At 55.2% G+C, this 22,532-nt stretch carries 22 protein-coding genes; 12 read left to right on the forward strand and 10 right to left on the reverse strand.

Going from position 1 to position 22,532, the window contains the following annotated elements:
* Positions 1–162 precede the first annotated feature (162 nt).
* From hypE to hypA, 5 genes are all read right to left on the reverse strand, one after another.
* Entirely contained in the window at positions 163–1,173 is a 1,011-nt protein-coding gene (hypE, locus tag OGY10_RS19475) for a hydrogenase maturation carbamoyl dehydratase HypE (protein ID WP_100271977.1), read from the reverse strand.
* On the reverse strand, positions 1,170–2,291 hold the full coding sequence (hypD, locus tag OGY10_RS19480; RefSeq protein WP_103014823.1) for a hydrogenase formation protein HypD: 1,122 nt from the start codon (positions 2,289–2,291) through the stop codon (positions 1,170–1,172). Before hypD ends, hypE begins: the two co-directional genes overlap by 4 nt.
* A complete protein-coding gene (gene hypC, locus OGY10_RS19485) occupies positions 2,292–2,564 on the reverse strand; it encodes a hydrogenase 3 maturation protein HypC (protein ID WP_003037411.1) in 273 nt (90 codons plus the stop codon).
* Complete coding sequence (gene hypB / locus OGY10_RS19490) at positions 2,555–3,427, reverse strand: hydrogenase nickel incorporation protein HypB (RefSeq protein WP_003037409.1); 873 nt, start codon at positions 3,425–3,427, stop codon at positions 2,555–2,557. Before hypB ends, hypC begins: the two co-directional genes overlap by 10 nt.
* A gap of 103 nt (positions 3,428–3,530) precedes the next feature.
* Positions 3,531–3,902, reverse strand: a complete 372-nt coding sequence (hypA, locus tag OGY10_RS19495) for a hydrogenase maturation nickel metallochaperone HypA (RefSeq protein WP_008785634.1) — start codon at positions 3,900–3,902, stop codon at positions 3,531–3,533.
* A gap of 198 nt (positions 3,903–4,100) precedes the next feature.
* Between hypA and hycA the strand changes: the two genes are divergently transcribed.
* The 9 genes from hycA to hycI all read left to right on the forward strand — a co-directional run bounded on the left by hycA (position 4,101) and on the right by hycI (position 11,979).
* Entirely contained in the window at positions 4,101–4,559 is a 459-nt protein-coding gene (gene hycA, locus OGY10_RS19500; RefSeq protein WP_008785633.1) for a formate hydrogenlyase regulator HycA, read from the forward strand.
* Positions 4,560–4,702: 143 nt separating this feature from the next.
* Positions 4,703–5,314, forward strand: coding sequence for a formate hydrogenlyase subunit HycB (gene hycB, locus OGY10_RS19505; RefSeq protein ID WP_003825909.1), 612 nt, complete (start codon positions 4,703–4,705; stop codon positions 5,312–5,314).
* A complete protein-coding gene (gene hycC / locus OGY10_RS19510) occupies positions 5,311–7,137 on the forward strand; it encodes a formate hydrogenlyase subunit 3 (protein WP_003825912.1) in 1,827 nt (608 codons plus the stop codon). The genes hycB and hycC overlap by 4 nt, the downstream gene beginning before the upstream one ends.
* A gap of 2 nt (positions 7,138–7,139) precedes the next feature.
* Positions 7,140–8,063: a respiratory chain complex I subunit 1 family protein gene (locus tag OGY10_RS19515; RefSeq protein ID WP_003825914.1), complete on the forward strand. Its 924-nt coding sequence runs from the start codon at positions 7,140–7,142 to the stop codon at positions 8,061–8,063.
* A gap of 17 nt (positions 8,064–8,080) precedes the next feature.
* Positions 8,081–9,790, forward strand: a complete 1,710-nt coding sequence (gene hycE / locus OGY10_RS19520; protein WP_003037393.1) for a formate hydrogenlyase subunit HycE — start codon at positions 8,081–8,083, stop codon at positions 9,788–9,790.
* 9 nt (positions 9,791–9,799) lie between these two features.
* The gene (locus tag OGY10_RS19525) at positions 9,800–10,342 is read left to right on the forward strand and encodes a formate hydrogenlyase complex iron-sulfur subunit (protein WP_003825918.1); all 543 of its coding nucleotides are present in this window, start codon (positions 9,800–9,802) and stop codon (positions 10,340–10,342) included.
* Positions 10,342–11,109 (forward strand): formate hydrogenlyase subunit HycG, encoded by a 768-nt coding sequence (gene hycG, locus OGY10_RS19530; protein WP_286577245.1) that lies wholly within the window; start codon positions 10,342–10,344, stop codon positions 11,107–11,109. Before OGY10_RS19525 ends, hycG begins: the two co-directional genes overlap by 1 nt.
* On the forward strand, positions 11,106–11,516 hold the full coding sequence (locus OGY10_RS19535) for a formate hydrogenlyase maturation HycH family protein (RefSeq protein WP_003037385.1): 411 nt from the start codon (positions 11,106–11,108) through the stop codon (positions 11,514–11,516). The genes hycG and OGY10_RS19535 overlap by 4 nt, the downstream gene beginning before the upstream one ends.
* The gene (gene hycI, locus OGY10_RS19540) at positions 11,509–11,979 is read left to right on the forward strand and encodes a hydrogenase maturation peptidase HycI (protein ID WP_003037382.1); all 471 of its coding nucleotides are present in this window, start codon (positions 11,509–11,511) and stop codon (positions 11,977–11,979) included. The genes OGY10_RS19535 and hycI overlap by 8 nt, the downstream gene beginning before the upstream one ends.
* A 56-nt stretch (positions 11,980–12,035) precedes the next feature.
* On the opposite strand, the gene OGY10_RS19545 is transcribed toward hycI, so the two are convergent.
* The 3 genes from OGY10_RS19545 to ascF all read right to left on the reverse strand — a co-directional run bounded on the left by OGY10_RS19545 (position 12,036) and on the right by ascF (position 15,349).
* Complete coding sequence (locus tag OGY10_RS19545; RefSeq protein WP_008785630.1) at positions 12,036–12,275, reverse strand: SymE family type I addiction module toxin; 240 nt, start codon at positions 12,273–12,275, stop codon at positions 12,036–12,038.
* A 172-nt stretch (positions 12,276–12,447) separates the two neighbouring features.
* Positions 12,448–13,872 carry a 6-phospho-beta-glucosidase gene (locus OGY10_RS19550; protein ID WP_032945485.1) on the reverse strand — a complete coding sequence of 475 codons (1,425 nt, stop codon included), beginning with the start codon at positions 13,870–13,872 and terminating at the stop codon, positions 12,448–12,450.
* Between the two features lie 22 nt (positions 13,873–13,894).
* The gene (ascF, locus tag OGY10_RS19555; RefSeq protein WP_032944740.1) at positions 13,895–15,349 is read right to left on the reverse strand and encodes a PTS cellobiose/arbutin/salicin transporter subunit IIBC; all 1,455 of its coding nucleotides are present in this window, start codon (positions 15,347–15,349) and stop codon (positions 13,895–13,897) included.
* 264 nt (positions 15,350–15,613) lie between these two features.
* Between ascF and OGY10_RS19560 the strand changes: the two genes are divergently transcribed.
* The 3 genes from OGY10_RS19560 to hypF all read left to right on the forward strand — a co-directional run bounded on the left by OGY10_RS19560 (position 15,614) and on the right by hypF (position 19,702).
* Positions 15,614–16,627, forward strand: a complete 1,014-nt coding sequence (locus tag OGY10_RS19560; protein WP_079934226.1) for a LacI family DNA-binding transcriptional regulator — start codon at positions 15,614–15,616, stop codon at positions 16,625–16,627.
* A gap of 145 nt (positions 16,628–16,772) precedes the next feature.
* On the forward strand, positions 16,773–17,318 hold the full coding sequence (gene hydN, locus OGY10_RS19565; RefSeq protein ID WP_003037366.1) for an electron transport protein HydN: 546 nt from the start codon (positions 16,773–16,775) through the stop codon (positions 17,316–17,318).
* A 143-nt stretch (positions 17,319–17,461) separates the two neighbouring features.
* Positions 17,462–19,702, forward strand: a complete 2,241-nt coding sequence (gene hypF, locus OGY10_RS19570; protein WP_286577246.1) for a carbamoyltransferase HypF — start codon at positions 17,462–17,464, stop codon at positions 19,700–19,702.
* Positions 19,703–19,863: 161 nt separating this feature from the next.
* Here the strand turns inward: hypF and norW are convergent, their stop codons facing one another.
* Together norW and norV are read right to left on the reverse strand one after the other, a co-directional pair.
* Positions 19,864–20,997, reverse strand: a complete 1,134-nt coding sequence (norW, locus tag OGY10_RS19575) for an NADH:flavorubredoxin reductase NorW (RefSeq protein WP_286577247.1) — start codon at positions 20,995–20,997, stop codon at positions 19,864–19,866.
* A complete protein-coding gene (gene norV, locus OGY10_RS19580; RefSeq protein ID WP_008785624.1) occupies positions 20,994–22,442 on the reverse strand; it encodes an anaerobic nitric oxide reductase flavorubredoxin in 1,449 nt (482 codons plus the stop codon). The genes norW and norV overlap by 4 nt, the downstream gene beginning before the upstream one ends.
* Positions 22,443–22,532 lie beyond the last annotated feature (90 nt).

Consider the following 22,532-nt stretch of genomic DNA (forward strand, 5'->3'; position numbering starts at 1 on the left):
GTATAAGTCGTAAATTATTGCCGGATGGCTGACCGCAAACTCGCTGGTCACGCAATCCGTAGGCCTGATAAGCAAAGCGCCATCAGGCGTTAATGCAGCGTTAATGCCGGATAGTGACGCAAATGCGTCTTATCCGGCCTACAGTATGCTGCCAACCGGCTGCTAGCATATACGAGGTAATGGTTCGGCGTGTGGTAAATCGAGGGTTCGTTTTACGCCGTAGAGTCCGGCAAGACGAACACCTTTACGTTCAACCACTTCACCAATCATTGCCGCATCGCGTCCTAACGGATGCGCGCGCAGCGCGGCAAGCACGGTTTCAGCGGCCTGGCGTTCAACGGCAATCACCAGTTTGCCTTCGTTAGCAAAGTTGAGCGCATCCAGACCCAGCAGCTCGCAAACGCCACGCACCGCTGGCTTCACGGGCAGAGCAGCTTCCGACAGCTCAATACCAAATCCGCATGCAGCGGCAAATTCATGCGTGACCGCATTCACGCCGCCACGGGTGGCGTCACGAAGCGCCTTCACGCCAGGAATATCACGCAGCGTCTGGATAAGAGGTGTTAACACCGCGCAGTCGCTGACCAGTTCGCCATCCAGACCCAATTGCTCGCGTAGGTTAAGGATAGTTGCGCCGTGATCGCCAAGAGAGCCACTGACCAGCAGCACATCACCCACGCTGAGAGTCTGTGCACCCCAGTGAATGTTGGCGGGAATTGCCCCCATTCCGGCAGTGTTAATGAACAGCTTGTCTGCTGCACCACGCTGCACGACTTTGGTATCGCCAGTCACGATGGCGATGCCTGCTTCGCGCGCGGTTGCTGCCATGCTGTTAACAACGGTTTTCAGTGTCTCCATCGGCAGACCCTCTTCGAGGATAAAACCGCAGGAGAGGTAACGTGGAATAGCCCCGCTGACCGCTACGTCGTTAGCCGTACCGCAGATGGCCAGCTTGCCGATATTGCCGCCGGGGAAGAACAACGGATCGATAACGTAGCTGTCAGTTGAAAACGCCAGACGGTCGCCTTCTGCCACCAGTTGTGCCAGTTCCAGACGCGCTTGATCTTCTTGTTCCGCCAGCCACGGATTCGCGAAAGCCTCCATAAACAGACTGTTGATCAACTGCTGCATAGCCTGACCGCCGCTACCGTGGGCGAGTTGTACGCTGCTCATGCTTCACACTCCTGCTGACGATACTGATACCAGGCGGCACATGCGCCTTCTGAGGAGACCATCAGGGCGCCAAACGCGGTCTCCGGGTTACACGTTTTGCCAAATAACGGGCACTGATGTGGTTTACATCTGCCCGTCAGCACTTCCCCACAACGCGCGCGCGGATCGTCATATACCTGCTGCGGCGCTGGCTGGAAATGTGCTTCGGCATCAAAGCGATGATAGTCCGGCGTCAGGTGAACGCCAGAGGATTCGATAACGCCCAGACCGCGCCATTCGCTGTCACCATTGACGCAGAACACCTCGGCAATGGCCTGCTGCGCTAACGCGTTACCGGCATCCGGTACCACGCGGCGGTACTGGTTTTCTACCTGGCTTTGGGCTGCAATTTTCTGCTCAATTAACATCACTACGCCTTGCAGGAGATCAAGCGGTTCGAAACCGGCGACCACCAGCGGGCGATGGAAATCTGAAGCAATGAAGTTGTAGGCGTCGGTGCCAATCACCATGCTGACGTGGCCCGGCGCTAAAAAGGCGTCGATACCGTTGTCTGGCTGTTCCAGCAGACTGCGCAGCGTAGGGATAAGCGTGATGTGCTGGCAGAAAAAGTAAAAGTTCTGCACGTCACGCTGCTTTGCCTGTTGCAGGGTGATAGCGGTCGTTGGCATTGTGGTTTCAAAACCCAGGCCAAAGAACACCACTTTACGCGTTGGGTTTTCCTGCGCCAGCTTCAGTGCATCCATCGGTGAATACACAATACGGATATCCGCACCGCGCGCCTTGGCTTGCAGCAGGGAGCCTTGCTTACCCGGGACGCGCATAGCGTCGCCAAAGGTGCAGAAAATCACTTCTGGATGGCTGGCGATTTCTACACAGCTGTCGATTCTGCCCATCGGCAGAACGCAAACCGGGCAACCCGGACCATGAATAAACTCCACGTTTTCCGGTAGCAACTGGTCGAGCCCGAATTTGAAGATAGCGTGGGTATGACCACCACAAACTTCCATGATCCGCAGCGGGCGTTCAGCCGTGTAGGAGAGGTGGGCGGCACGTTCGCACAGGTGCTCTATCAACTGCATCACCTGTTCTGGTGCGCGGTATTCGTCAACAAAACGCATTTATTTTTCCTCGCCGTACAGCAACGCGCCGACATCCGGCTCAACGTCAAACATGTTTTGCAGCGCGTCGAGCGTATCGCGCGCTTCAGCTTCATTAATGATGCTCATGGCAAAACCGACGTGGACCAGTACCCACTGGCCGAGGCGCGGTTGGCCATGTTCATCACAGCTACCGACCAGCGTCAGGTCGACATCGCGCTGAATACCGCAAACGTCGACTTTGGCCTGGTTGCCATCAATGGTGCGGATTTGACCCGGAACACCTATGCACATCGCTGCGTCTCCAGCCAGGAGAGCCATTGATCCATCCCTTCACCACTGGTGGCGGAAATTAGGATAATCTCAATCCCCGGGTTCACTTCCCGGGCGCTGGCAATGCATTTTTCAACGTCAAAATTGAGGTACGGCAGTAGATCCACTTTGTTGAGCAGCATCAGCGATGCGGCGGCAAACATATGCGGGTATTTCAGCGGTTTGTCTTCACCTTCGGTTACTGAAAGCACGGCCACTTTATGGCGCTCGCCGAGGTCGAAGCTGGCCGGGCAGACCAGGTTGCCGACGTTTTCAATGAACAGAATACCGTTATCGTCAAGCGGCAAACGCGGCGCGGCGTCAGCAATCATTTGTGCGTCAAGGTGGCAACCTTTACCGGTGTTGACCTGAATGGCGGGTGTGCCTGTGGCGCGAATACGGGCGGCATCGTTCACCGTCTGCTGGTCACCTTCAATAACGGCGCACGGCACGCTATCTTTCAGCTTCATCAGCGTTTCGGTCAGCAGGGTAGTTTTACCAGAGCCCGGGCTTGAAACAAGGTTCAGCACCAGATGCTGACGGGCCGCAAAGCGGGCACGGTTGCGCTCGGCGAGGCGGTTGTTTTTGTCCAGTACGTCAATTTCCACTTCCAGCATACGGCGTTGGCTCATACCTGGTGCGTGGGTTCCGGCCTCACCGTGACCGTAGTGCAAATCGCCTTCTTCAGTCTGGCTCGGTGTGAAATTTGAGGTCTTCACACCGGTAATATTCAGCGCCGGACGAGCCGCCGGGGCAAATGGCGCGCTGCGAAACGCCGAGTGGGGATTATGCTCATCACCCTCTATATATAGGTTGCCTTCAGCGCAACCACATGTCGTACACATCGCTCACTCCTGATCTTTTTACTTGCGATACATCTATTGCCGGATGGCTGCGTTGCCTTATCCGGCCTACAAACGAGCTGTTTCTGTAGGCTGGATAAGACGCTTAAGCGTCGCCATCCGGCGCTGGAGTTTCATCTATTTCAATACGTCGAATCTGTAAGCCGTCATCGGCCACAATTCTCAGCATATCGCTGTTGCATTGCGGGCATCGGCGCACGCGTTGCGTCAGTAACGTGACGTATTGCTGACAAGATTCGCACCAACATTCGGCTTCTTGTTCTTCGAGGTGGAGTTTACAACCTTCTGCAAGGGTCCCGCGGCATACCAGATCAAAACAAAAGGAGAGAGCGCTGGTTTCTACGCAAGAAAATGCGCCAATTTTGAGCCAGACCCCAGTTACTCGCTTAGCACCGTGTTGCGTGGCCTGTTGTTCAATCAATTCCAGTGCCCGTTGGCAGAGGGTTATTTCGTGCATACCGCCTCCTGTGAAGTTGCCGTATTAAAAGCAATAAGCATGCCAGGTTGAATTTTTTCATTCGTGACAATGACGACGATGACGAAATGACATGTCGTCACCCGCCTTTGATTTTTTATCTATATGAAAATTAAGTAATTTAATTTTGGCATGAAATGTGCTTAAGGCTGTTCATCTCTGCTAAACGGGTAACCTGACATGACTATTTGGGAAATAAGCGAAAAAGCCGATTACATCGCTGAACGGCATCGTCGCCTACAGGACCAGTGGCGTATTTACTGCAACTCGCTGGTTCAGGGGATCACCCTGTCAAAAGCGCGTTTGCATCATGCGATGAGCTGCGCACCGGACAAGGATCTCTGCTTCGTCCTTTTTGAACACTTCACTATCTACGTCACGCTGGCGGACGGCTTTAACAGCCATACCATCGAATACTACGTTGAAACGAAAGACGGTGATGATAAGCAGCTGATTGCACAGGCAGAATTGACTATCGACGGTAAGGTCGATGAGCGTATTAGCAACCGCGATCGCGAGCAGGTGCTGGAGCACTATCTCGAAAAAATCGCCACCGTCTACGACAGCCTGTACACCGCGGTTGAGAACAATATGCCGGTGAATTTAAGCCAGCTGGTTGAGGGACACAGCCCGGCTTAAGCCTCGGGTGCTGCCCACTTTGTCATGATGCGGTCTACATACTGCGTCACGACGTTTTAGGGAATGGGCATGTCGAAAAATGTCGAAATGACATTTGGTAGACATGTTTTCGTCAAAAATGACTATCACCTGAGGAATGCCTGGTGAATCGTTTTGTAATTGCTGACTCCACTCTTTGTATTGGCTGCCACACCTGTGAAGCCGCCTGCTCAGAGACACATCGCCAGCATGGCCTGCAGTCAATGCCGCGCCTGAAAGTGATGTTAAATGAAAAAGAATCCGCGCCGCAGCTTTGCCACCAGTGTGAAGATGCGCCTTGCGCCACCGTGTGTCCGGTTAATGCCATTAACCGCGTTGATGGCGCCGTACAGCTGAACGAAAGCCTGTGCGTAAGCTGCAAACTGTGCGGGATCGCTTGTCCGTTTGGCGCGATAGAGTTTTCCGGTAGCCGTCCGCTACACATTCCGGCAAACGCCAATACGCCAAAAGCGCCTCCGGCTCCGCCAGCGCCTGCTCGCGTGAGTTCGCTGTTGGACTGGGTTCCTGGCGTTCGTGCCATCGCGGTGAAATGCGATCTGTGTAGTTTTGACGAGCAAGGTCCGGCCTGCGTGCGCATGTGTCCGACCAAAGCCCTGCACTTGGTGAGCAACATGGATATCGCCCGCGCCAGCAAACGTAAGCGTGAGCTGACTTTCAATACCGATTTCGGCGATCTCACCTTGTTTCAGCAGGCTCAGAGTGGGGATGCAAAATGAGCGCAATTTCACTGATTAACAGCGGCGTAGCCTGGTTTACAGCGGCTGCGGTTCTGGCATTTCTGTTTTCATTTCATAAATCGCTGAGCGGATGGATTGCTGGGGTTGGTGGTGCAGTCGGCAGCCTGTGTACGGCAGCCGCGGGTTTTACCGTTCTGACTAATGCGCTGGCAGTGAGCGGCGTGATGCCGTTTATTGGTCACAGTCTGCAAATTACTCCGCTTAATGCTATCTGGCTGATTACACTGGGCCTGTGCGGCCTGTTTGTCAGCCTGTACAACATTGACTGGCATCGTCATCCGCAGGTGAAAGCTAACGGCCTGCTGGTGAATCTGCTGATGGCCGCGGCGGTATGTGCGGTGGTTGCCAGCAACCTCGGTACGCTGGTGGTGATGGCGGAAATCATGGCGCTGTGTGCCGTGTTCCTTACCGGATGCAGTAAAGAAGGCAAACTGTGGTTTGCACTGGGGCGTATTGGTACGCTGCTGCTGGCGGTCGCCTGCTACCTGGTGTGGCAACGTTACGGCACTCTGGAGCTGCGTCTGCTAGACCTGCGCACCCAGGAGCTGCCGCTCGGGTCTGACATCTGGCTGCTGGGCGTGGCAGGTTTTGGCCTGCTGGCCGGGATTATTCCGCTGCACGGTTGGGTGCCACAGGCACACGCCAATGCCAGCGCACCGGCTGCGGCGCTGTTCTCTACCGTCGTCATGAAGGTTGGTCTGCTGGGTATTCTCTCCCTGTCGCTGCTGGGCGGTAACGCGCCGCTGTGGTGGGGGATTACGCTGCTGGTGCTGGGCATGATCACCGCGTTTGTTGGCGGTCTGTATGCGCTGATGGAACACAATATCCAGCGCCTGCTGGCGTACCACACGCTGGAAAACATCGGCATTATTCTGCTGGGTCTGGGCGCTGGCGTGACCGGAATTTCCCTGAATCAACCGGCACTGATTGCGCTGGGTTTGACCGGCGGTCTGTACCACCTGGTAAACCACAGCCTGTTCAAAAGCGTTCTGTTCCTGGGCGCAGGCAGCATCTGGTTCCGTACCGGTCATCGTGATATCGAAAAACTGGGCGGTATCGGTAAACGTATGCCGGTTATCTCGCTGGCGATGCTGGTTGGTCTGATGGCGATGGCCGCACTGCCGCCGCTGAACGGTTTTGCCGGTGAGTGGGTTATCTACCAGTCCTTCTTTAAGCTTGGCAATAGCGGCGCATTTGTCGGTAGCCTGTTAGGACCGTTGCTGGCGGTAGGGCTGGCAATTACCGGCGCGCTGGCGGTGATGTGTATGGCGAAAGTCTATGGCGTTACGTTCCTTGGCGCACCGCGCACGAAGGAAGCTGAAAATGCCTGCTGCGCGCCAATCCTGATGGGAGTGAGCGTCGTCGCGCTGGCTATCTGCTGCGTGATTGGCGGCGTTGCTGCGCCGTGGCTGCTGCCGATGATCTCCTCTGCCGTTCCGCTGCCGTTGGAAACCGCGAACACCACCGTTTCTCAGCCAATGATCACGCTGCTGCTGATCGCGTGTCCGCTGCTGCCGTTCATCATCATGGCCATTTTCAAAGGCAACCGTCTGCCGTCGCGTTCACGCGGTGCGGCATGGGTGTGTGGTTACGATCACGAGCAGTCAATGGTGATTACCGCGCACGGTTTTGCCATGCCGGTGAAAGAAGCCTTTGCCCCGGTACTCAAACTGCGTAAATGGCTGAACCCGGTATCACTGGTTCCGGGCTGGCAGAATGCGGCTGCACCGGTGCTGTTCCGTCGCCTGGCGCTGATTGAGCTGGCGGTGCTGGTGGTGATTGTGGTTTCACGAGGAGCCTGAGAATGAGTGTTTTATATCCGTTAATTCAGGCGCTGGTGCTGTTTGCCGTTGCGCCGCTGCTGTCCGGTGTTACCCGCGTGGCGCGTGCGCGTTTGCACAATCGCCGCGGTCCGGGCGTTTTGCAGGAATACCGCGACATTATCAAACTGCTGGGCCGTCAGAGCATTGCGCCTGCGGATTCCAGCTGGGTTTTCCGCCTGACGCCGTTTGTGATGGTGGGCGTGATGCTGACTATCGCCACTGCGTTGCCGGTAGTGACCGTTGGCTCGCCGCTGCCACAACTGGGCGATCTGATCACCTTAATTTACCTGTTCGCCATCGCCCGTTTCTTCTTCTCTATCGCGGGACTGGATACCGGTAGCCCGTTTACCGCCATTGGCGCCAGCCGTGAAGCGATGCTCGGCGTGCTGGTTGAACCTATCCTGCTGCTGGGGCTGTGGGTAGCGGCACAGGTTGCGGGTTCAACCCATATCAGCAATATCGCCGATACCATTTACCACTGGCCTGCTGCGCGCAGCATCCCGCTGATTCTGGCACTGTGCGCCTGTGCTTTCGCCACCTTTATCGAAATGGGCAAACTGCCGTTCGATCTGGCGGAAGCAGAGCAGGAGCTGCAGGAAGGTCCATTGACCGAATACAGCGGCAGCGGTTTTGCCGTGCTGAAGTGGGGCATTAGCCTCAAACAGCTGGTCGTTCTGCAAATGTTCGTTGGCGTGTTCCTGCCGTGGGGACAGATGGAAACCTTCACCGCCGGTGGACTGCTGCTGGCGCTGGTGATTGCCGTCGTCAAGCTGGTCCTCGGCGTGCTGGTCATCGCCCTGTTCGAAAACAGCATGGCGCGTCTGCGTTTTTGCGCCACTTCACGCGTGACCTGGGCCGGTTTTGGGTTTGCGTTTTTAGCGTTCGTCTCCTTGCTGGTGGCGTGATTTAAGAGAGTTTGAGCATGTCTGAAGAAAAATTAGGTCAACAATATCTCGCTGCGCTGCACCAGGCCTTTCCGGGCGTGGTGCTGGATGAAGCCTGGCAGACCAAAGATCAGCTGACGATCACCGTCAAGGTGAACTACCTGCCGGAAGTGGTGGAGTTCCTGTACTACAAACAGGGCGGCTGGTTATCCGTGCTGTTTGGTAACGACGAACGTCAGCTGTGCGGTCATTACGCCGTTTATTACGTGATGTCGATGGAGCAGGGCACCAAGTGCTGGATAACCGTCCGCGTTGAAGTCGATGCCAATAAACTGGAGTTCCCGTCCGTCACGCCGCGCGTTCCAGCAGCGGTCTGGGGCGAGCGTGAAGTGCGCGACATGTACGGTTTGATCCCGGTTGGTTTACCGGATGAGCGCCGTCTGGTGTTACCGGATGACTGGCCGGACGAACTCTATCCGCTGCGTAAAGACAGCATGGATTATCGTCAGCGCCCGGCGCCGACTACCGATGCTGAAACCTACGAGTTCATCAACGAACTGGGCGACAAGAAAAATAACGTGGTGCCGATTGGCCCGTTGCACGTCACCTCCGATGAACCCGGTCACTTCCGCCTGTTCGTTGACGGCGAGAACATTATCGACGCCGATTACCGTCTGTTCTATGTCCACCGCGGCATGGAGAAACTGGCGGAAACCCGCATGGGTTATAACGAAGTGACGTTCCTGTCGGATCGCGTGTGCGGCATCTGCGGCTTTGCGCATAGCACCGCTTATACCACCTCCGTTGAGAATGCGATGGGCATCGTGGTGCCGGAACGTGCGCAGATGATCCGCGCTATTCTGCTGGAAGTTGAGCGTCTGCACTCGCACCTGCTCAACCTCGGCCTGGCCTGTCACTTCACCGGTTTTGACTCCGGCTTTATGCAGTTCTTCCGCGTGCGTGAAACGTCGATGAAGATGGCGGAGATCCTCACTGGGGCACGTAAAACCTACGGTCTGAACCTGATCGGCGGTATCCGTCGTGATCTGCTGAAAGAAGATATGATCCAGACCCGTCAACTGGCGCAGCAGATGCGTCGTGACGTGCAGGAACTGGTCGATATGCTGCTCAGCACGCCAAACATGGAACAGCGTACCGTTGGTATTGGTCGTCTTGATCCGGAAATTGCCCGTGACTTCAGTAACGTCGGCCCGATGGTTCGCGCCAGCGGCCACGCGCGTGACACCCGCGCCGATCACCCGTTTGTCGGCTATGGTCTGCTGCCGATGGAAGTGCACAGCGAGCAGGGCTGCGACGTTATTTCTCGCCTGAAAGTCCGTATTAATGAAGTCTACACCGCGCTGAATATGATCGACTTTGGTCTGGATAACCTGCCGGGCGGCCCGCTGATGGTGGAAGGCTTTACCTATATTCCTCACCGTTTCGCACTGGGCTTTGCTGAAGCGCCGCGTGGAGATGACATCCACTGGAGCATGACCGGCGACAACCAGAAACTGTATCGCTGGCGCTGCCGTGCGGCGACTTACGCCAACTGGCCGACGCTGCGCTACATGCTGCGTGGCAATACCGTTTCCGATGCCCCGCTGATTATCGGTAGCCTCGATCCTTGCTACTCCTGTACTGACCGTATGACTGTGGTCGATGTGCGTAAGAAGAAGAGCAAAGTCGTGCCGTACAAAGAACTTGAGCGCTACAGCATCGAGCGTAAAAACTCGCCGCTGAAATAAGGAATCGCCATGTTTACCTTTATCAAAAAAGTCATCAAAACCGGGGCACCGACGTCGTCGTATCCGCTGGAACCGATTGCGGTCGATAAAAACTTCCGTGGCAAACCGGAACATAATCCGCAGCAGTGCATCGGCTGTGCGGCCTGTGTGAATGCGTGCCCGTCGAACGCGCTGACGGTAGAAACCGATCTGGTCACCAATGAGCTGGCGTGGCAGTTCAACCTCGGTCGCTGCATCTTCTGCGCCCGCTGCGAAGAAGTCTGTCCGACAGCGGCAATCAAGCTGTCGCAGGAGTATGAGCTGGCGGTGTGGAAGAAAGATGATTTCTTGCAGCAGTCTCGTTTTGGCCTGTGCAATTGCCGCGTATGTAACCGTCCGTTTGCGGTGCAAAAAGAGATTGATTACGCCATTGCGCTGCTTAAGCACAACGGTGATACCCGCGCGGAAAACCACCGTGAAAGCTTTGAGACCTGCCCGGACTGTAAGCGCCAGAAATGCCTGGTGCCGTCTGACCGTATTGAACTGACTCGCCATATGAAAGAGGCCAGCTGATGAGCAATTTATTAGGCCCACGTGACGTCAACGGTATTCCGGTACCGATGACGGTGGATGAATCCATTGCCAGCATGAAAGCATCGCTGCTGAAAAGCATCAAGCGTTCAGCGTATGTTTACCGCGTGGACTGCGGCGGCTGCAACGGTTGCGAAATCGAAATCTTTGCTACGCTTTCTCCGCTGTTTGATGCCGAACGTTTTGGCATCAAAGTCGTCCCGTCACCGCGCCATGCGGATATTCTGCTGTTTACCGGCGCGGTAACCCGTGCCATGCGCTCTCCGGCGCTGCGTGCCTGGCAGTCTGCGCCAGATCCGAAAATTTGTATCTCTTACGGTGCCTGCGGTAACAGCGGCGGTATCTTCCACGACTTATACTGCGTATGGGGCGGCACGGACAAAATCGTACCGGTGGACGTATATATTCCAGGTTGTCCGCCGACGCCTGCGGCAACGCTGTATGGTTTTGCCATGGCGCTGGGTCTGCTGGAGCAAAAAATTCACGCGCGTGCGCCGGGTGAACTGGACGAACAGCCGGCGGAAATTCTGCATCCGGACATGGTTCAGCCGCTGCGCGTGAAGGTGGATCGCGAGGCTCGCCGTCTGGCGGGATACCGCTATGGTCGCCAGATTGCTGATGACTATATGACGCAGTTAGGGCAGGGCGAGCATCAGGTGGCGCGCTGGCTGGAAGCGGAAAACGATCCGCGTCTGACCGAGATCGTCACGCATCTTAATCATGTTGTCGAAGAGGCGCGTATCCGATGAGTGAAACGGTGGTGTTCAGTCAACTGAGCCGTAAGTTTATTGATGAGAACGATGCGACGCCTGCTGAGGCGCAGCAGGTTGTCTATTACAGCCTGGCGATTGGTCACCACCTTGGGATCATCGATTGCCTGGAAGCGGCGTTAACTTGTCCATGGGACGAATATCTGGCATGGATTGCTACCCTTGCTGAGGGAAGCGAAGCCCGCCGGAAAATGGAAGGCGTGCCGAAATACGGCGAGATCGTTATCGATTTCAACCATGTACAAATGCTGGCGCGCGCGTTCGATGATGCGCGTGCCGTGCAGACCCCGCAGCAGCAGGAGTGGAGCAAGCTGATGCTTAGCATGCTGCACGACATACACCAGGAAAGCGCCATCTATCTGATGGTGAGGAGACACCGTGACTGACGTTTTATTATGTGTGGGTAACAGCATGATGGGCGATGACGGCGCGGGCCCGCTGCTGGCTGAAATGTGTGCTGCAAATCCTCAAGGCAACTGGGTTGTCATTGACGGCGGTAGCGCGCCGGAGAACGATATTGTCGCCATTCGTGAACTGCGTCCGCAACGTTTGTTGATTGTTGATGCCACCGATATGGGGCTGAACCCCGGTGAAATCCGCATTATCGATCCTGATGACATTGCCGAGATGTTCATGATGACCACCCACAACATGCCGCTGAACTACCTGGTAGATCAGCTGAAAGACGATGTTGGTGAGGTGATTTTCCTCGGCATTCAACCGGACATCGTCGGTTTTTACTACCCGATGACACAGCCGATCAAAGATGCGGTTGATACCGTCTATCAGCGATTAGCCGGTTGGGAAGGGCACGGTGGATTCTCCGAGCTGGAAGCACCAGAAGAGTAAACCGTATCAGTGCCGGATGTGAACGACATCCGGCCTGTTTTCCCAGTGTATCCTCGTCATTCAATTGCCTGCTCAATAATTAATTTCCCCTGCATCACTGATACATTCACTGCCGTCCCGGTAGGGAATCCCGCTTGTTCCAGCCAGTCGCCGTTCAGCGTGAGTGAGGCGTGACGACTGATTCGTCGCGTATAACCCGTTTTTGGATCTTCATGGCGTTTTCTGACATAGCTGACTTTCAAGCGACGTACTGGTTTGGTGATTGCCACCGCTGTTTTGCCCTTTTTATCAAACATGCACGCTTCCTTGTGGTGAACGGCCAGGATTAAAAACTACTGAATAAAATGCCAGTAAAAAAGGGGGAGGGCAAATCTGAAACTGGAAGGACGATTCCAAATCCGGAATGTAATAAATGAAATGAAAATATGTACTTCTGCCGGAAGGCTGTAACCCCCTCCGGCAGATCCGTCATGCCAGATCGGCACCGTTACTGGCGATGACTTTTTTGTACCACCAGAATGATTTCTTGCGTGTACGTGCCAGCGTGCCGTTGCCCGCGTCATCGCGGTCCACATATACAAAACCGTAGCGTTTGCTCATCTCACCGGTTGAGGCTGAAACCAGATCGATACAGCCCCAGGTGGTGTAACCCATCAGCGGCACGCCATCTTCAATCGCGTCTGCCATGGCGCGAATATGCTCGCGTAAATAGCTGATGCGATAGTCGTCATTGATCTCACCGTTGGCATCAATTTCATCTTTCGCTCCCAGCCCGTTTTCCACCAGAAACAGCGGTTTCTGGTAGCGGTCATACATCATATTCATGGTGATGCGCAGGCCGAGCGGATCGATTCCCCAGCCCCATTCACTGGCGGCAATGTACGGATTACGCAGCGACTTCACCACGTTGGCGGCACTAGTATTGCCCGTGTTCATTTCAGCGGAGGCGCAGCGCGATGCGTAATAGCTGAAAGAGACGAAATCGACGGTGTTTTTCAGGATGTCGTCGTCTTCCGGGGCTTTTTCGATTACCACGCCTTTTTCGCGAAACACGCGGGCAGAGTAAGCCGGGTAGGCCCCGCGCGCCTGCACATCAATAAAGAACAGGTTTTCACGGTCTTTTTCCAGTGCGGTCCACACATCTTCCGGCTTACACGAGTAAGGATAAAAATTACCGCCAGCCAGCATACAACCGACCTGGTTTTGCGGATTAATTTCATGGGCTATTTTAGTCGCCAGGGCGCTGGCTATCAGTTCGTGGTGAGCGGACTGATATTTTACCTGATCCTGATTTTCACCTTCTTCAAATACCAGCCCGGCGCCTGAAAAGGGGCTGTGCAGCATAATGTTGATTTCGTTGAACGTCAGCCAGTACTTCACCAGACCGTCAAAGGCCTCGAAGCAGGTACGCGCGTAGCGGGTAAAGAACTCCACCATTTTGCGGTTACGCCAGGAGCCGTACTCGGTGACCAGATGCATAGGCACATCGAAGTGACACAGCGTGACTAATGGCTCAATACCGTATTTTTTACACTCGGCAAACACGGCCCGATAAAACGCAATTCCGTCTTCATTCGGCGTCAGCTCGTCGCCGTTAGGGTAGAGGCGGCTCCAGGCAATGGAAGTACGAAAAACTGTAAACCCCATTTCCGCCATTAGCGCGATATCTTCTTTATAGCGATGATAAAAGTCGATCGCCTGATGGCTGGGATAAAATTCGTCATCCCGCAGCGTAAAGCGCTTTTCCTGACCCAGTTTGACGGGCATGCGGTGTGTGCCGTGGGGGATCATATCGACGGTAGTCAGCCCTTTGCCGCCTTCCCGGTATGCCCCTTCAGATTGGTTGGCGGCCAGTGCGCCGCCCCATAAAAATCCTTGCGGAAAAACAGACATAATTAACCTCAGTTCGTACCAGTCAAATGCTGGCTCCATTGATATTGCCCGGTTGTGCGGCCTGGTTTTTTCTGGCCTGCGCGGCTGCATCTTCGACAGGAATATCTTCAAAGCCGAGAATCAGCGTTAGTACAAAAGAAAGCACTACCGCCAGCGCCATCACGCCAAATACCCAAACGATGGTCATCGGATTGGCCGGATCGAAAAACTGGACGCTGGTGAACAGACCTGGAGCCGCCATGGAGTGGCTTGCAAGCCCGGCCATTCCTGCAACAGCACCGCAGATAAAACCGCTGATAAGGCTCGCAATCAGCGGACGTTTCAGGCGGATTGCCACGCCATACAGCGCGGGTTCGGAAATGCCCGCCATGATGGCTGAGGCGGCGGCCGCTAACGCCGTCTGGCGCAGCTCCGGGTTTTTGGTTTTCCATGCCACTGCCAGCGATGAACCACCTAACGACAAGTTGGCACCGATTTCCGACGGCATCACCATGCCTTCTTTTCCGGTTTCGGCAATGGTCTGAATAATGGTTGGCGTAAAGACACGGTGCATACCGGTCATTACCAGCAGCGGCCACAGCGCGCCCATAATGGCCACTGACAGCCAGCCGAGATAGCCGTGGATGGTATAGACCAGCGCTGAAATCGCGCTACCAATCCAGATACCGATCGGGCCAATGATGACGATGGCGAGCGGGGCGGCGATCAGCACGATCAGCATCGGTTTGAGGAAGTTTTTGGTCACCGCCGGAGTTATACGATCGACCCAACGTTCGATGTATGACAAGCACCAGGTCATGACCAGCGCCGGGATCACCGTGTAGGTGTATTTCACCGCCGTCACTGGGATCAGGGCAAACTCAACGTGCTCACCCTGCGCGGCCTTCGCCATCAGGTCGATAAAGCTGGGATGCACCAGTACGCCCGCGATGGCGATAGCCAGCGACATGTTGGTTTTGAATTTGATAGCGGCCGACGCGGCGACCATCAGCGGCAGGAAGAAGAATGCACCGTCGCCAATGACGGTCAGAATGGTGAGCGTGGACGATCCTTTCACCAGCACGCCGGTCATTTCCAGAACCATCGCCAGCAGCTTGAGCATTGATCCGCCGATAATCGCCGGGATCAACGGCGACATTGTGCCGATCAGCGCATCAAGGATCCCCGCGCCAATCCGCTTCAGCGTCAGTCGGGGTTTGATTTGCGGCTCAGCAGGCTGCATGTTGGCAGGCAACAGGCTGACCACTTCACGATACGCCTGCGAAACGGTGTTGCCGATAATCACCTGACATTGGTTCTCGTTGCGCACCACGCCCAGCACGCCAGTGAGGGTTTTCAGCGTCGCGCTGTCGACCTGCGAGTCATCTTTGATAACGAAACGCAAACGGGTCATACAGTGGGTCACTGCTGTGATGTTGTCGACGCCTCCCAGAGCCGTCACAACGGAGCGCGCCAGCGCTGCATAATTCTTGGACATCGGATTTAATCCTGTTTTATCAGTAGAGTACGTTATTTTTTATCCGTTTACGTGGGTCGCTTTTCTGGGTTGATGAAACGCAGATAGGAAACCGGTTCCACAAAATCATGTTTAAATTGTATTAACTAATCAAGATTTAATTTTGATCAATTTTTGTAATTGTGACTCCGATCACCAGATGTCAGCGTCTGCGATTTAGCAGCAAGGACAGCGGCAAAACGGTGCAGTACACTGCGTCACATCGAGATAAAAGGGATGAGTAATATGACCACGATGCTGGAGGTGGCGAAGCGTGCCGGAGTGTCGAAAGCGACGGTTTCCCGGGTGCTTTCCGGAAACGGCTATGTCAGCCAGGAAACCAAAGACCGCGTGTTTCAGGCCATTGAAGAGAGTGGTTACCGCCCAAATTTGCTGGCGCGCAGTCTCGCGGCGAAAACCACGCAGACACTAGGTCTGGTGGTAACAAACACCCTTTATCACGGCGTCTATTTCAGCGAACTGCTGTTTCATACCGCGCGGATGGCGGAAGATAAAGGGCGCCAGCTGTTACTGGCTGACGGTAAGCATAGCGCTGAGGAAGAGCGCCAGGCGATCCAGTACCTGCTCGACCTGCGCTGTGACGCGATTATGATTTATCCGCGTTTTCTCAGCGTGGATGAGATAGATGACATCATCGATGCCCACAGCCAGCCGATTATGGTGCTTAATCGACGCCTGCGGAAAAACAGTAGCCATAGCGTATGGTGCGATCAAAAGCAGACCAGCTTTAACGCCGTTACTCAGCTCATTGCCGCCGGGCATAAAGAGATTGGTTTTATTACCGGCTCGATGGATTCGCCAACCGGCGTGGAGCGACTTTCAGGCTATAAAGACGCGCTGGCACATCATGGGATCGCGCTAAATAATGATCTGATTGTTAAAGGGAAATGGACGCCAGCCTGCGGCGCAGCGGGTGTGGATACTTTGCTTTCGCGCAAGGTCAATTTTACCGCATTGGTGGCCAGCAATGACGATATGGCGATCGGCGCGATGAAGCAGTTGCACGAGCATGGTGTGAGCGTTCCCGCACAGGTGTCGGTGATTGGCTTTGATGATATCGCCCTCGCGCCATACACTATTCCGGCGCTTTCCAGCGTTAAAATTCCGGTAACAGAAATGATTCAGGAAACGATTGGGCGCCTGATCTTTATGTTAGGTGACGGGGCGTTTACGCCGTCAAAGACCTTCACCGGTGAACTCATTGCGCGCGACTCAGTTGCGCCGCCCGTTTCGCGCTGACGGCTGTCATTTGTCATCGTCACTAGTGACGATGACACGCCCTTCTTGCGTTCTTTATTATAAAATTCCTTTAATAACAGCAAATTAAATTCTGGCACGATTTGTGTATGCTTCGGCAGATATTCTGTCATTGCTGGAGAAATTGATGAACCGTTTCATCATTGCAGACGCCAATAAATGCATTGGTTGCCGTACCTGTGAAGTGGCCTGCGTGGTATCCCATCAGGATAACCAGGACTGCGCATCGCTGACCCCTGAAACCTTTTTACCCCGCATTCACGTCATCAAAGGCGTTAATGTCTCCACGGCGACGCTGTGCCGCCAGTGCGAAGACGCGCCGTGCGCTAACGTCTGTCCGAACGGTGCGATCAGCCGTGATAAAGGTTTTGTTCATGTAATGCAGGAACGTTGCATTGGCTGTAAAACCTGCGTTGTGGCTTGTCCTTACGGCGCAATGGAAGTGGTCGTGCGTCCGGTCGTGCGTAACAGCGGCGCAGGTCTGAACGTCCGCGCAGAAAAAGCTGAAGCCAATAAGTGCGACCTGTGCCACCATCGTGAGGCCGGTCCTGCCTGTATGGAAGTGTGCCCGACTCACGCGCTGATATATGTGGATCGCAATAAGCTTGAGCAACTGAGCGCGGAAAAACGTCGTCGCGCCGCGCTGGATTCCACCGCATCTTTGCTGTTCTGATATCTGAAAATCCGCGTAAAATACGGTAGTACTTATGCCGGATGGCGGCTTTGCCTTATCCGGCCTACTGTTCGCATCCACGTAGGCCTGATAAGCGTAGCGCCATCAGGCAAACCGGGATAGATGACTGCGGGAACGACTTAATGACAATAAACAACCACTCCGGCGTACAGCTGCGTATTCGCGGCAAAGTACAGGGCGTCGGATTTCGCCCCTACGTCTGGCAACTGGCGCAGCGCTTACAACTGCATGGCGATGTGTGTAACGACGGTGACGGTGTGGTTGTGCGCTTACAGGAAGATCCGGCGGAATTTATTGCGCAGTTGCATCAACACTGCCCACCGCTGGCGCGCATTGACAGCGTTGAGAGCGAACCATTCGCCTGGACGCAGCAGCCTGCCGATTTCTCGATTCGTCAAAGTGCTGGCGGTACGATGAATACGCAAATCGTTCCGGACGCCGCGACCTGTCCCGAATGCCTTGTTGAAATGAACACCCCCGGCGAACGTCGTTACCGATACCCCTTTATCAACTGCACCCACTGTGGTCCGCGTTTTACGATTATCCGCGCCATGCCCTACGATCGTCCGTTTACCGTAATGGCGTCATTCCCACTCTGCGCGCAATGTGACAAAGAGTATCGCGATCCGTACGACCGTCGCTTCCACGCCCAGCCAGTGGCTTGTCCGGCATGCGGCCCTCATCTGGAGTGGTTCTGTGCGGGTGAGCGGGCGGAGAAAGAAGAGGCGCTGCAGGCGGCGGTATCGCGGCTGAAAGCAGGCGGTATTGTGGCGGTTAAAGGCATTGGTGGGTTTCATCTGGTGTGCGATGCGCGAAATGATAACGCCGTTGCGCTACTCAGGCTGCGCAAACACCGTCCGGCGAAACCTCTGGCAGTGATGCTGCCCTCTGATGAAGGATTGCCTGAACCCGCTCGTCGTTTGCTGACTACCCCTGCTGCGCCGATCGTGCTGGTGCAGAAACGCTATGTCGCTGCATTGAGCGAGGGCATCGCGCCGGGGTTAACGGAGGTTGGCGTCATGCTGCCAGCGAATCCGTTACAGCATTTGCTCTTACAAGAGATGAATTGTCCGCTGGTGATGACCTCTGGCAACCTCAGCGGCAGGCCTCCGGCCATTACCAACGCCCAGGCGCTGGAAGATTTACACGACATTGCCGACGGTTTCCTGCTGCATAATCGCGAAATTGTGCAGCGGATGGATGACTCCGTGGTGCGCGACAGTGGGGAAATGCTGCGTCGTTCCCGGGGTTATGTGCCGGATGCGATAGCACTACCGCCAGGATTTCGCGACGTGCCGCCGATGCTGTGCTTAGGTGCTGATCTGAAAAATACTTTCTGTCTGGTGCGCGGCGAGCAGGCGGTTATCAGCCAGCATTTGGGCGATCTCAGCGATGACGGTATTCAGCAACAGTGGCGTGATGCGCTACGCCTGATCCAGAACATTTATGACTTTACGCCGCAGCGTATCGTGCATGATGCACACCCTGGCTATGTTTCCAGCCAATGGGCCAGTGAAATGGAGCTGCCAACTGAAACGGTGCTGCATCACCATGCGCATGCCGCTGCGTGTCTTGCGGAGCACGGCTGGCCGCTCAATGGCGGTGATGTGATTGCCCTGACGCTAGACGGTATCGGTATGGGGGAAAACGGCGCGCTGTGGGGAGGGGAGTGTTTGCGGGTCAACTATCGTGAATGCGAACACCTTGGCGGCTTACCGGCGGTAGCGCTGGCGGGCGGCGATCTGGCGGCAAAACAGCCGTGGCGTAATCTGCTCGCGCAGTGCCTGCGTTTTGTTCCTGACTGGCAGCGTTATCCGGAAACATCGGTGCTGCAACATCAAAACTGGAACGTGCTGGCGCGCGCTATTGAACGGGGAATTAACGCTCCGCTGGCGTCATCGTGCGGACGACTGTTTGATGCCGTTGCCGCCGCGTTGCAATGTGCACCGGAATCATTGAGTTATGAAGGTGAAGCGGCCTGTGCGCTTGAGGCGATGGCATCGCAATGTGATGGCGTTGAGCACCCAGTCACGGTGCCGCTTGATGACAATCAGCTGGACTTAGCGGTTTTTTGGCAGCAATGGCTGAACTGGCAGGCCAAACCAGCAGAAAGGGCATGGGCGTTTCACGACGCGCTGGCGCGTGGGTTTGCCACTCTGATGCGAATGCAGGCCGAAGCGCGCGGGATTAAGACGTTAGTATTTAGCGGTGGCGTGATGCATAACCGCTTATTGTCGGCCCGTCTGGCGTTTTATCTGCGTGATTTTACCTTACTGTTCCCGCAGCGTTTACCGGCGGGCGACGGCGGGTTGTCATTGGGGCAGGGCGTGATTGCCGCGGCGCGAGCGTTGGCGCAAAAATAAAAAAAGCCCCGGGACTGGCGGGGCAAGAAAAACATGTCGGGGCATACCGACAAGTGGCAACGCACATCCATGTGCGTGAGGTTAATAAATCAGTAGCAGCGTTGCCGGGCAAAGTCGTAGGCCGGATAAGACGCGAAGCGGCGCCATCCGGTATCCCAGACTTACACAGGCAACGTTTTCAGCAGCGCAAAGGCCTCTTTCATGCGGTCTTCACTGACGACAAACGCACACAGCTGGCCTTCCTCGTTCATCCCTCTGGCAACCATTCCCTGCGCTTCGGCGGCGATGTGCCAGTTTAGATCGCGGCGCTGGGTTTCCCCGGCCAAATGCAGAGGCAGTTCTGGCGTTTTGACTTTTACCAGCATGGCTGGCAGTTTCAATGGCGCATTGCCGCCGAGCAGGTTTTTCGCCAGATACATGGCGCTCAGCTGAATCGGCTGCAGGAACGGGAGCACCTGACCGTTAATCTCCGCACAGTCGCCGAGAGCATAAATGTCCGGGTGGCTGGTTTGCAGGTAGCTATCGACGCAGACGCCACGATTGATGTTCAATCCGGCACGACGCGCCAGTGCGGTCTCCGGGCGTAAGCCGGTGGCGGCGATCACCGCATCGACTTCTACGCTGCGGCTACGATCGAGCGTGGCACGAATACCTGACGCCGTTTTCTCCAGCCCCTGAAGCTGTGATTTCAGCAGCAGGTGTACGCCCATATCGGTCAGACGATGCTGTAAGCGACTGCTGACTTCCGGCGGCATCAGCGAAGCCAGAATGCTGGCGGCGTTGTCGATAAGCGTTACCGCTTTACCGGCACGACAAAAATCCATCGCCAGTTCACTGCCAATCAAGCCGCCGCCGACAATCAGCACCCGCTGGGCGTCACGCAGCTGCGTTTCACAAGCGCGATACTCTTGTTGGCTGTTCAACGTGAGCATTAACTCACGTCCGGTAACCGGCGGTACAAAGGCTGAAGCGCCCGTCGCCAGCACCAGTTTGTCGTACTGCCACTGCTGATCCTGGCTTTTCACTACGTGGGCATCAGCATCGATGTCGGTTACCCAGGTGTGCGGGAACAGGCGCAAATTAAACTGTTCGGCAAACTCCCCCGCCGACTGGCGGGTGAGGTCGTCTGCACGCTGTGACTGACTGATAACATGGCTGAGATCGGGCTTGTTGTACTCATCCATGCTGTCCGCAGCAATCAGGGTCAGCGGGACATTTGCATCCTGCTTACGGATATTTTTGACTAACTGGCGGGCGGCGAAGCCCGAACCAATAATGACAATTCCGCGGCTCATTTTGCCTCCGTTGCCAGGACGTCGAAGACGTCTTTACCTAATGAACATTCTGGACACAGGAAGTTATCCGGCACGTCGCTCCACGGTGTTCCCGGCGCGACATCCTGCAGCGGTTCACCTTTTGCCGGGTCGTAAATCCACTGGCACACGCTGCACTGCATGCTAGGTCCAAGATCGGCGGCAGCCGCAGCGGCGCAAGCGCATTCTTCTTCTTTGGATGCGGCTTTTACGGTTGTTTCCGGCAGTGGAGCAAGCGCCCACTGACGTGCGATTTCACGGCCGTGCTGGCGGCATAGTTCCAGTGCATCCAGGTCCGGACGCCATTTCGCCTTCAGGCTCAGCGACATTTCGAAACCAGCATCCTGCAAACGCGTAGACAAACGGTCTACTGCGCCGCCGCTCCAGCCGTGTGAGCCAAAGGCGCTGGCGCGTTTGTTACGAAAACGCAGGCCGGTCATCTCTTCCACCAAACCGGCGATTTTTGGCATCATCACGTTGTTCATCGTCGAAGTACCGACCAGCACGCCTTTAGAGCGGAAGACGTTAGTCAGAACTTCGTTCTTATCGCTACGGGCGACGTTAAAGATTTTCACCGCCACGTTCGGGTCAACTTCGTTGATGCCCTGGGCTATGGCGTCCGCCATCATGCGGGTGTTGTTGGACATGGTGTCGTAGAAAATGGTGATGCGGTCTTCCTGATAATCCGCCGCCCATTTCAGGTACATTTCCACGATTTGTGTCGGGTTGTCGCGCCATACCACGCCGTGGGAAGTAGCAATCATATCGACAGGCAGGTTGAAGCCGAGGATCTCAGTAATTTTCGGTGTAACCAGACGGCTGAACGGCGTCAGAATGTTGGCGTAGTAACGCTGGCACTGTTCGAACAGTTCGGTCTGGTCAACTTCGTCGTTAAACAGACGTTCGTCGCAGTAGTGCTGACCGAAGGCGTCATTACTGAACAGCACCGCGTCGCCGGTCATGTAGGTCATCATGCTGTCAGGCCAGTGCAGCATTGGCGTTTCAACGAAGATCAGCTGTTTGCCGTTACCAATGTCCAGTGAATCACCGGTTTTCACCACGTTAAAGTTCCACTCCGGGTGATGGTGATGCCCGTTGATGGAGTCAATGGCGTTGGCTGTGCAGTAAATCGGCGTGTCCGGGATGCAGGACATCAGCTCAGTCAGCGCCCCTGCATGGTCTTCTTCCGCGTGGTTAATGATGATGTAGTCGATATCCGCGAGGTCAATTTCACTGCGCAGGTTCTGCACGAATTCACGGCTAAACTTGTGGTCTACTGTATCGATCAGGACATTTTTTTCTTCACGGATGAGATAGCTGTTGTAGCTGCTGCCGCGCAGCGTTTTGTATTCAGTCCCGTGGAAATCACGAACTTCCCAGTCACGTTGGCCAACCCAATGAATGTTATTTTTAACCAGAATAGACATAGCAACCTCAGTAATTAATTCAGCGTTTTTCTAAAAAAGATGTTTTGCTTATTGCAGGTTGCGTGCCAACTTTTTATTTTATTGATTTTA

Source organism: Citrobacter sp. Cpo148 (assembly GCF_030332375.1).
Lineage (GTDB): Bacteria > Pseudomonadota > Gammaproteobacteria > Enterobacterales > Enterobacteriaceae > Citrobacter > Citrobacter portucalensis.

Coding starts and splice junctions, on each gene's coding strand:
- hycC (WP_003825912.1), top strand. CDS start 5,311: ATGAGCGCAATTTCACTGATTAACAGCGGCGTAGCCTGGTTTACAGCG.
- OGY10_RS19525 (WP_003825918.1), top strand. CDS start 9,800: ATGTTTACCTTTATCAAAAAAGTCATCAAAACCGGGGCACCGACGTCG.
- hypC (WP_003037411.1), bottom strand. CDS start 2,564: ATGTGCATAGGTGTTCCGGGTCAAATCCGCACCATTGATGGCAACCAG.
- hypA (WP_008785634.1), bottom strand. CDS start 3,902: ATGCACGAAATAACCCTCTGCCAACGGGCACTGGAATTGATTGAACAA.
- ascF (WP_032944740.1), bottom strand. CDS start 15,349: ATGTCCAAGAATTATGCAGCGCTGGCGCGCTCCGTTGTGACGGCTCTG.
- norV (WP_008785624.1), bottom strand. CDS start 22,442: ATGTCTATTCTGGTTAAAAATAACATTCATTGGGTTGGCCAACGTGAC.
- OGY10_RS19550 (WP_032945485.1), bottom strand. CDS start 13,872: ATGTCTGTTTTTCCGCAAGGATTTTTATGGGGCGGCGCACTGGCCGCC.
- OGY10_RS19515 (WP_003825914.1), top strand. CDS start 7,140: ATGAGTGTTTTATATCCGTTAATTCAGGCGCTGGTGCTGTTTGCCGTT.
- OGY10_RS19535 (WP_003037385.1), top strand. CDS start 11,106: ATGAGTGAAACGGTGGTGTTCAGTCAACTGAGCCGTAAGTTTATTGAT.
- norW (WP_286577247.1), bottom strand. CDS start 20,997: ATGAGCCGCGGAATTGTCATTATTGGTTCGGGCTTCGCCGCCCGCCAG.
- OGY10_RS19560 (WP_079934226.1), top strand. CDS start 15,614: ATGACCACGATGCTGGAGGTGGCGAAGCGTGCCGGAGTGTCGAAAGCG.
- hydN (WP_003037366.1), top strand. CDS start 16,773: ATGAACCGTTTCATCATTGCAGACGCCAATAAATGCATTGGTTGCCGT.
- hypE (WP_100271977.1), bottom strand. CDS start 1,173: ATGAGCAGCGTACAACTCGCCCACGGTAGCGGCGGTCAGGCTATGCAG.
- hypB (WP_003037409.1), bottom strand. CDS start 3,427: ATGTGTACGACATGTGGTTGCGCTGAAGGCAACCTATATATAGAGGGT.
- hycE (WP_003037393.1), top strand. CDS start 8,081: ATGTCTGAAGAAAAATTAGGTCAACAATATCTCGCTGCGCTGCACCAG.
- hypF (WP_286577246.1), top strand. CDS start 17,462: ATGACAATAAACAACCACTCCGGCGTACAGCTGCGTATTCGCGGCAAA.
- OGY10_RS19545 (WP_008785630.1), bottom strand. CDS start 12,275: ATGTTTGATAAAAAGGGCAAAACAGCGGTGGCAATCACCAAACCAGTA.
- hypD (WP_103014823.1), bottom strand. CDS start 2,291: ATGCGTTTTGTTGACGAATACCGCGCACCAGAACAGGTGATGCAGTTG.
- hycA (WP_008785633.1), top strand. CDS start 4,101: ATGACTATTTGGGAAATAAGCGAAAAAGCCGATTACATCGCTGAACGG.
- hycG (WP_286577245.1), top strand. CDS start 10,342: ATGAGCAATTTATTAGGCCCACGTGACGTCAACGGTATTCCGGTACCG.